At 71.5% G+C, this 8,376-nt stretch carries 9 protein-coding genes; 3 read left to right on the forward strand and 6 right to left on the reverse strand.

The features are described 5' to 3' along the window. Positions 1–2,056: ATP-dependent Clp protease ATP-binding subunit (locus tag AB0M20_RS15465; RefSeq protein WP_364298489.1), on the forward strand; the 2,056-nt coding region annotated here is incomplete at its 5' end. On the opposite strand, the gene AB0M20_RS15470 is transcribed toward AB0M20_RS15465, so the two are convergent. Continuing rightward, entirely contained in the window at positions 2,011–3,015 is a 1,005-nt protein-coding gene (locus AB0M20_RS15470) for a LysR family transcriptional regulator (RefSeq protein ID WP_364298491.1), read from the reverse strand. The genes AB0M20_RS15465 and AB0M20_RS15470 overlap by 46 nt on opposite strands. A 180-nt stretch (positions 3,016–3,195) precedes the next feature. Continuing rightward, positions 3,196–3,765: a hemerythrin domain-containing protein gene (locus AB0M20_RS15475; protein WP_364298493.1), complete on the reverse strand. Its 570-nt coding sequence runs from the start codon at positions 3,763–3,765 to the stop codon at positions 3,196–3,198. 54 nt (positions 3,766–3,819) lie between these two features. Between AB0M20_RS15475 and AB0M20_RS15480 the strand changes: the two genes are divergently transcribed. Further along, the gene (locus AB0M20_RS15480; RefSeq protein ID WP_364298495.1) at positions 3,820–5,127 is read left to right on the forward strand and encodes a M20/M25/M40 family metallo-hydrolase; all 1,308 of its coding nucleotides are present in this window, start codon (positions 3,820–3,822) and stop codon (positions 5,125–5,127) included. Positions 5,128–5,149: 22 nt separating this feature from the next. Continuing rightward, the gene (locus AB0M20_RS15485; RefSeq protein WP_364298496.1) at positions 5,150–5,806 is read left to right on the forward strand and encodes a hypothetical protein; all 657 of its coding nucleotides are present in this window, start codon (positions 5,150–5,152) and stop codon (positions 5,804–5,806) included. A 3-nt stretch (positions 5,807–5,809) separates the two neighbouring features. Here AB0M20_RS15485 and AB0M20_RS15490 read toward each other — a convergent pair whose 3' ends face one another. From AB0M20_RS15490 to AB0M20_RS15505, 4 genes are all read right to left on the reverse strand, one after another. Beyond that, positions 5,810–6,001 (reverse strand): DUF5703 family protein, encoded by a 192-nt coding sequence (locus AB0M20_RS15490; RefSeq protein ID WP_364298498.1) that lies wholly within the window; start codon positions 5,999–6,001, stop codon positions 5,810–5,812. A 5-nt stretch (positions 6,002–6,006) separates the two neighbouring features. Then, positions 6,007–7,026: a hypothetical protein gene (locus AB0M20_RS15495; protein ID WP_364298500.1), complete on the reverse strand. Its 1,020-nt coding sequence runs from the start codon at positions 7,024–7,026 to the stop codon at positions 6,007–6,009. Positions 7,027–7,089: 63 nt separating this feature from the next. After that, complete coding sequence (locus AB0M20_RS15500) at positions 7,090–7,734, reverse strand: response regulator transcription factor (protein ID WP_364298502.1); 645 nt, start codon at positions 7,732–7,734, stop codon at positions 7,090–7,092. Then, a partial coding sequence (locus AB0M20_RS15505) for a histidine kinase (protein ID WP_364298504.1) occupies positions 7,731–8,376 on the reverse strand: 646 nt, incomplete at its 5' end. The genes AB0M20_RS15505 and AB0M20_RS15500, both read right to left, overlap by 4 nt.

An 8,376-nucleotide genomic window follows, 5' to 3' on the forward strand; every position in this document is an offset into this window, starting at 1 on the left:
CCTGATGGCGCTGGGGCTCAACCCGGAGTCGGCGGCCGGCCGTCAGCTGGCCGGCCGGATGGACCCGCGTCTGCTGGCGCAGAACGACGCCCCCGTCGGCGGGGGTGACAGCAAGACCCCGACGCTGGAGCAGTTCGGCGTGGACCTGACCGCGCTCGCCCGCGAGGGCAAGATCGACCCGGTGATCGGCCGGGCCGACGAGATCGAGCAGGCCGTCGAGGTGCTGTCCCGGCGCACCAAGAACAACCCCGTGCTGATCGGCGAGGCCGGCGTCGGCAAGACCGCGATCGTCGAGGGCCTGGCCCAGCGCATCGTGGACAACGACGTGCCGCTGACCCTGCAGGGCAAGCGCGTCATCCAGCTCGACCTGGCCGGCCTGGTGGCGGGCACCCGTTACCGCGGCGACTTCGAGGAGCGGCTGGGCAAGGTCATCGACGAGATCCAGGAGCACGGCGACGGCGTGATCGTCTTCCTGGACGAGATCCACACGGTGGTCGGCGCCGGCGGTGGCGGCGGTGACGGCGGCGGCATGGACGCCGGCAACATCCTCAAGCCGGCCCTGGCCCGCGGCCGCATGCGGGTGGTCGGCGCGACCACGCTGGACGAGTTCCGCCGCATCGAGAAGGACGCGGCGCTGGCGCGGCGCTTCCAGCCGGTGCTGGTGGGCGAGCCGAGCGTCGACGACACCGTGCATATCCTGCGCGGGCTGCGGGACAACTACGAGGCGCACCACCAGGTGCGGATCACCGACGAGGCCGTCGTGGCCGCGGCGGAGCTGTCCGACCGCTACATCACCGACCGGTTCCTGCCGGACAAGGCGATCGACCTGATCGACCAGGCCGGCGCCCGGGTGCGGCTGCGGGTGAAGACGACGCCGGCCTCCTTCAAGGAGCGCTTGGAGCAGCTGACCCGCGACCGCGACCAGGCGGTGGCGGCGGAGAACTACGAGCGGGCGTCGGAGCTGCGTGACCAGATCGCGGCTCTGGAGAAGCCGGCCGAGGAGAAGGGCGTCCCGCAGGTGACCGTCGACGACGTCGCCGACGTGGTGAGCCGGGCCACCGGGATCCCGGTCGCGCAGCTCACCGAGGAGGAGCGGGACCGTCTGCTGCGCCTCGAGGGGCACCTGCACGAGCGGGTGGTCGGCCAGGACGACGCGGTGGCCGTGGTCGCCGAAGCGGTCCGGCGTTCGCGCGCCGGGCTGGGCGACCCGGAGCGGCCGGTCGGCAGCTTCCTGTTCCTCGGCCCCACCGGCGTCGGCAAGACCGAGTTGGCCCGTTCGCTGGCCGAGTCGCTGTTCGGCGACGCCGACCGGATGGTGCGGCTGGACATGAGCGAGTTCCAGGAGCGGCACACCGTGTCCCGGCTGGTCGGCGCGCCTCCCGGCTATGTCGGGTACGACGAGGCCGGGCAGCTCACCGAGGCGGTGCGGCGCCGTCCGTACAGCGTGGTGCTGCTCGACGAGATCGAGAAGGCGCACCCGGACGTCTTCAACATCCTGCTGCAGGTGCTCGACGACGGCCGGCTGACCGACAGCCAGGGCCGCACGGTGAGCTTCCGCAACACGGTGCTGATCATGACCAGCAACATCGGTTCGGACATCATCACCGGCAGCAAGCGCAGCGTTGGCTTCGACACCGGCGGCCCGGGCGGGTCGGCGGACCAGGCGCTGCGGGACAAGCTGGACCGGCGGCTGGGCGAGCACTTCCGGCCGGAGTTCCTCAACCGGATCGACGAGATCATCGTGTTCCGGCAGCTGGAGACCGAGCAGCTGCGGCAGATCACCGCGATGATGCTGGGCGAGACCGAGCGCCGCCTGCACGCGCAGGACATCCGGCTCGAGGTCACCGGCGCGGCGGTGGACTGGCTCGCCGAGCGCGGCTTCCAGCGCGAGTTCGGCGCCCGGCCGTTGCGCCGCACGATCCAGCGTGAGCTGGACAACCGGCTGTCCCGGATGCTGCTGAGCGCCGACCTGGCGCCCGGGCAGACGGTGACCGCCGACGTGGTGGACGGTCAGCTCGTGCTGACCGCCTCCTCACCCACACCCGCGGCGGCCTGAGCCCCGCCCAGGTGCGGAAAGGCCCGCATCCACTCGACATACATCGGGTTGCGGGCGACGACTTCCTGGTACGCCTCGATCGCCATCTCGCTCAAGCGGGGTGCGATCCGGGCGGCCGGGGAGTCGGGGTGCCAGCCCAGCACCTGACGCCAGCGCACCGGCGCTCCGGCGAGGGGCCGGTGGGTCAGCCCGGCCGGCGGCCGGAAGGTGGGCTGGCACAGACCCAGCGCCAGGCCCGACTCGACCATGTCGACCACACCGCGGATGTCGGTCTCCAGCAGGCGCTTCTGGGTGAACCCGGCCCGCGCGCAGGCGGCCGCGAAGCAGTCGCCGAAGCAGCCGTCGCCGGTGCCGGCCGCCCACTGCTCGTCGGCCAGCTCGGCCAGGTCGATCTCGTCGCCCTTGGCGAACCGGGAGTCCTCCGGCATCAGCACGCACACCGCGTCGATCGCGATGGTCTGCCACACCAGGCCGTAGTCGGCCGACGGGATGGCGTCGCCGCACACGCCGACCTGGGCGTAGTCCAGCTTCCCGGCGAGCACCATGTTGCACAGCTCGTCCACGTAGTACGAAGCGTGGGTGGAGATCTGCGCGTCCGGCTGGGACTCCGAGAGCCGGTGCACCATGCCGCCGACCACGGGGCCGCCGATCGAGCCGATGCGATACCGGCTCATCGTGTCGTCCGAGCCCGCGCCGGCCAGGCGGGCGGCCTCGTCCTGCAGGCCCTTCATCGCGGGCAGCAGCACCCGTGCACGGGAGAGCACGAGCTCGCCGAGGGCGGTGGGCCGGGCGCCGCGCCGGTCACGCTCGAAAAGTGGCCCGCCGAGGGTCCGCTCGATGCGTTGCAGCTGGGCCGTGAGGGCCGGCTGGGCGAGCCCGAGCTGGGACGCAGCCTTGGTCACGCTGCCCGTCTCGGCGATCGCGCAGACCACCTTGAGATGCCGCAGCTCCAGGTTCATAGCGTGACGGTAGGACGTTCGCGGGATCCCGGCTAGACCTTCGGCCAGTCAAAGATCCTCCTTTTGTGACGATGTCATTAACCAAAGGGACAGAATGTCCTAAGACGCCCGCATTGTTCGATGCGATGAGTGTCTATCTGATCACGCCGAGTTCGTACGCTGTCTACTTTGTTCGGTTATTTAAAGATCCTTAATGTACGTCGTGCGTCGCGACGTAACATCCCGCGCCTTGTCGATCATGGCGACCATCGGATCGACGATCTTGTTCCACGGCGGCCGCGACGGCGTCCCGGGATGCGGCCGGGTCGGCGCGGCCTCCTCGGCGAGCTCCACCCGGTTGCCGATCCGGATCAGGTCCTCCACCGGGACCATCTGCGCGAGCAACGGGAACAGCTCGGAGGAGTCCGCCTCGACGTGGCGGCGGAGCGCGGCACGCACCGCCTCGAGGTCGAAGTCGGCCGGCTCGGGTTCGCCCAGGATCGTCAGCAGCTCATGGTCCTCCGCCAGCTCCCGGTCGGCGAGCCGGTCGCCGTCCGGCACGGTCCGGCGCACCGCGGGATAGAGGTACTGCTCCTCGACCGAGAGGTGGCGGGACAGCTCGGCGACCAGCACGTCGATCTCGCGGCCCGTGGTGGCCCGCTCGGCCAGGCCGAGCAGCTCACGGTGCCGCTCGGCGAGCACGTCGAGGACGTTGCGGCCGGTCGTACCGCCGTCGATCGGGGGCAGTGGGGGCAGATTCAGCGCGGACACGGCCCGCTCGGTACCCGACACGATCTTCACACAAACAACTGGTAGGAATGGGGGATGAGCGACACCGCCGTCGACGAGGTCACCGGCCTGTGCCAGGACCTGCTGCGGATCGACACCAGCAACACCGGCGATCCGCGCACCACGGTGGGCGAGCGCGTCGCCGCGGAGTATGTGGCGGAGAAGCTGACCGAGGTCGGCATCGAGGTCAGCATCCACGAGTCCGCGCCGAAACGGGCCAACCTGATCGCCCGCATCCCGGGCGCCGACCCCTCCCGCGGCGCGCTGCTGGTGCACGGCCACCTCGACGTCGTCCCGGCGGACGCCTCCGAGTGGTCGGTCCCGCCCTTCTCCGGGGAGGAGAAGGACGGCTACCTGTGGGGCCGCGGCGCGATCGACATGAAGGACTTCGACGCGATGATGCTCGCGGTCGTCCGCGACTGGAAGCGAACCGGCGTGGTCCCGCCCCGCGACATCGTGCTCTGCTACACCGCCGACGAAGAGGCCGGGATGCAGTACGGCTCGCAGTTCCTGGCCCGCGAGCACCCCGACCTGCTCGAGGGCTGCACCGAGGCGATCGGCGAGGTCGGCGGGTTCTCGTACACGGTGAACGACGACCTGCGGCTCTATCTGGTCGAGACGGCGGAGAAGGGCATCGACTGGCTCCGGCTGCACGCCCGCGGCCGCCCCGGCCACGGCTCGTTCGTGCACGACGACAACGCGGTCACCGCTCTGGCCGAGGCGGTCGCCGCGGTGGGCCGGCACCGTTTCCCGATGGTGATAACGCCGACCGTCGCCGCCTTCCTCGAGGAGGTGTCCGACGCGCTCGGCATCGAGCTCGACCCGGACGAGCCCGAGCTGGCCATCGCCAAGCTCGGCCCGATCGCCAACCTCATCGGCGCGACCGTGCGCAACACCGCCAACCCGACGCGGCTCGAGGCCGGCTACAAGGACAACGTGATCCCGGGCAAGGCCTCCGCCACCGTCGACTGCCGCACGCTGCCCGGTCAAGCCGAGCTGTTCCTCGAGCAGCTGCGCGACGTGATCGGCCCGGACATCGAGATCGAGCACCTGCAGCAGCAGGCCGCGCTGGAGACGACCTTCGACGGCGCGCTGGTCGAGGCGATGAGCGCCGCGCTGCGCGCGGAGGATCCGGGGGCGCGGGCGGTTCCCTACATGCTGTCCGGGGGTACGGACGCCAAGGCGTTCACCACCCTCGGCATCCGTTGCTTCGGCTTCGCCCCGCTGAAGCTCCCCGCCGACCTGAACTTCTCGGCGTTGTTCCACGGCATCGACGAACGTGTCCCGATCGAAGGACTAAGGTTCGGCGTGCGCGTGCTCGACCGGCTGCTCCGGAACTCTTGAGTCTTGTGAAGGGATAACCCCGATGACCGACCAGAACGCCGACCTCGACGCGGCGCTGGACCGGGTGGTGGAGGCCGCCCGGGCGCACCTGACCGCGGTCAAGGCCGCCGAGGGGCGCATCGACGACGACGCCGTCTGGCAGGCGTACGTGAACCTGAACAACGCGTCGTTCGCGTACGACGAGCGGTTGCTGGACGCGTACGGCGAGGTCACGCCGTGGGACGTGGAGTCGATCGACCCGGACGAGGCCGACCAGCGCTTCGGTCTCGGCGTCGGCGGGCTGGACGGCGGCGAGCCGCAGGACCCGCACTCGCAGGTGATCTCGGTGCGGCAGCGGCGCGACTATCGGGTGCCCAGCGTGTCCGCGCTGGTGCGGGCGGCCGAGGCGGCGCGCCGCGGCGCGGTGCCGGAGGACGAGGACCCGGGTCCGGTCGAGTCGGTCGGCGAGGCGGTGCTCGAGTTGCTGCAGGCCGGCGACGGCTCCCTCACGTCGCTGGACGTTCCCGAGCTGGAGCCGCTGGACGGTCTCATCACGGTCAGCGAGACGGCCAAGCCCCTCGACCTGGAGGCCTACGAGGACTCCGACGGCGCCGGGCCGTTCACGCCGAGCGCGGACGACCTGCTCATCGGCCGGCTGGACGAGCACCCCTACCTCCCCGAGGAGGAAGAGGAGATCTAGGCGTTAATACGAGAGACCCGGCTGGGGGGTGTCCCGCACCTTGCGGCGGAGCATCACCTGCCGGGTCCCGTCTCGGAAGAGCTGCACCCTCGCCAGCTCCCATCCCGAGAATTCCGCCTGGATGGCCAGCTGCGCCGCAGCGGTCAAGCGATCGACATTCGAAGGCAACCTCAGCGGCGCGTATTCGTAGTCCATGGCTCCTAATATGCGTCAACTTTCGGTGCCTGCACCAGCCCCGGCTGCGCGCGGCGGCGCAGGTGGTAGGCGACCGTCGCCGTCCCGAGCGCGACGCCCCACAGCGGGAAGAACGCCATCGGCAGGGTGGCCAGGCTGGGCTCGCCCACGAACGCGGTGAAGAAGCCGTCGGAGGTCACGAGGGCCAGCGACGCGGCGGTGACCGCCAGCGCCACCAGGCCGGCCGGGACGGTGGCCAGCTTGATCGGCACCGGGCGCCCGGCCAGGCCGATCATCCAGCGCGGGAAGACTTCGCCCCAGCGCTGCACCAGCCCCAGCGTGAGGATCGCGCCGACGAGCGCGAAGCCGCCCAGCCCCGCGCCGGCGACGACCATGCCGCTGTCCTGCATGTCGTGCAGGAACTCGCTCGGGATGCCCAGCGGGATGCCGGCGAACCAGGCCAGCCGGATGGCCGCGTACCCGGCCGGAACGGCGACCGCGACGCCGACCGCCCAGCGTCCCCAGCGCGCCGCCGCCTCGGGGGTGGCCCAGCTGCGCCGGGAACCGCCGGCGGTGTCGTTCTGCCAGCGCAGCGCGGCCAGCGCCAGCAGCACCCCGCCGCCGAACACGACCAGCTGGTTGATCAGCGTCCAGTCGAAGATCTCCGAGTAGTCCACCGGCGGGTAGCCGAACGGCGCGCCGATGATCAGGATCGGCGTGTACCCGGCGAGGGTCAGCACTTGGGAGTCGGGCACGACGATCACCAGTGCGAAGGCCACGACCCACGCGTACGTGAGCAGCGCCGTGCGCGCGGGCCGCGACGGTCGCAGCGTGCCGTTCATGATCAGCATGACCACCGCGGTGACCAGCATGACCCCGGCGAACAGGGGCGCGCCGACCTCGGCCGTGAGGCCGCGCAGCACAGTGGCGTCGTTGTCCGGGTCGCCACCGGGCCCGTACGGGAAGCCGCGCCCGAGGATGGTCCAGGCCAGCGCGAGGGTGCCGTAGCCGGCGGCGAACGCGGCCGCCTTCGTGTAGATGCTCATGCGTCCACCGTCGGCCTTTCGCCGGCCCGGCGGATCCCGCCGCGGTGGGTGGGCGCTCCCTCGTCAGGGGGAGATGAACCCCGAGCGGTACGCCAGCACGACCGCCTGCGTGCGGTCCCGGACGCCGAGCTTGGTCAGCACGTTGCCCACGTGCGTCTTCACCGTCTCCAGGCCCAGCACCAGTTTCGCCGCGATCTCCGCATTGGACAGTCCCTGAGCCATCAGCCGGAGCACCTCGCCCTCGCGCTCGGTCAGCCGGGCGCCGGGCAGCCCCGGCGGGGTGGCCGGCCCGTACGCCGCGGCCAGCCGCCGCACCGCCGCCGGGAACAGCAGCGACTCGCCCAGCGCCACCATCCGCACCGCCGCCACGATCTCCGCCGGTGGCGACCGCTTGAGCAGGAAGCCGCTCGCGCCGGCCTGCAGCGCCTCGTACACGTACTCGTCGTTCTCGAAGGTCGTCACCACCAGCACCCGCGGCGGCGTGTCGAGGCGGTCGAGCAGCAGCCGGGTGGCCTGGATGCCGTCGACCGCCGGCATCCGCACATCCATCAGCACGACGTCGGGCCGCAGCTTGATCGCGGCCGGGACCACCTCGGCGCCGTCCCTCGCCTCGCCGGCGACCTCGAGGTCGGGCTCGGCGCCGAGGATCGCGCGCAGCCCGGCGCGGATCAGGTCGTCGTCGTCGACGATCAGTACTCGGACGGTCATTTCGGCAGCCTCGCCAGCACTCGCCAGATGTCGCCGGCCGGCTCGACCGGTCCGGCCTCCAGCGACCCGCCGAGCAGGCGTACCCGCTCCCGCATGCCGGCCAGCCCGCGCCCGCCGCTCCTGCGCCGCGAGCCCGCGATCGGGTTGATCACCTCGATGGTCACCTCATCCGCTGATTCCGCGATCCGGAAGATGATCCTCCCCGAGCCGTGTTTGGCGGCGTTGGTCAGGCTCTCCTGGGCGATCCGGAAGGCGTCCGGGCTCAGGTCGGTGGCGCCGATGTCGGCCTCGACGTCCACCCCGATGTCCTGCAGCAGCCTGTCCAGGTCGCCGGACCGTTCGACGGCGGGCGTGTCCTCCCGCAGCACGCCCAGCACGTGGTCGAGGTCGTCCATCGCGGCGCGGCCGACCTCCTCGATCGCGGCCAGGGCGCGCCGGGCGAACTCCGGGTCGGTGTCGAAGACCGCCCGCGCCGCGCCGGCCTGCAAGGTCGTCGCGGTCAGCGCGTGGCCGACCGAGTCGTGCAGCTCGCGAGCCAGGCGGTTGCGCTCGGCCAGTCGTCGCTCCCGCGCCTCGACGGCCGCCAGCCGCTGGGCCGGGGACGGGCCGAGCAGCACCGGCGCCATGGTCGACGCGAGGGCG

Source organism: Actinoplanes sp. NPDC051633 (assembly GCF_040681735.1).
GTDB lineage: Bacteria > Actinomycetota > Actinomycetes > Mycobacteriales > Micromonosporaceae > Actinoplanes.

What these genes read in the sequence shown, in the direction of transcription:
- AB0M20_RS15480 (WP_364298495.1), top strand. Translation starts at nt 3,820, where the DNA reads ATGAGCGACACCGCCGTCGACGAGGTCACCGGCCTGTGCCAGGACCTG.
- AB0M20_RS15470 (WP_364298491.1), bottom strand. Translation starts at nt 3,015, where the DNA reads ATGAACCTGGAGCTGCGGCATCTCAAGGTGGTCTGCGCGATCGCCGAG.
- AB0M20_RS15490 (WP_364298498.1), bottom strand. Translation starts at nt 6,001, where the DNA reads ATGGACTACGAATACGCGCCGCTGAGGTTGCCTTCGAATGTCGATCGC.
- AB0M20_RS15485 (WP_364298496.1), top strand. Translation starts at nt 5,150, where the DNA reads ATGACCGACCAGAACGCCGACCTCGACGCGGCGCTGGACCGGGTGGTG.
- AB0M20_RS15495 (WP_364298500.1), bottom strand. Translation starts at nt 7,026, where the DNA reads ATGAGCATCTACACGAAGGCGGCCGCGTTCGCCGCCGGCTACGGCACC.
- AB0M20_RS15500 (WP_364298502.1), bottom strand. Translation starts at nt 7,734, where the DNA reads ATGACCGTCCGAGTACTGATCGTCGACGACGACGACCTGATCCGCGCC.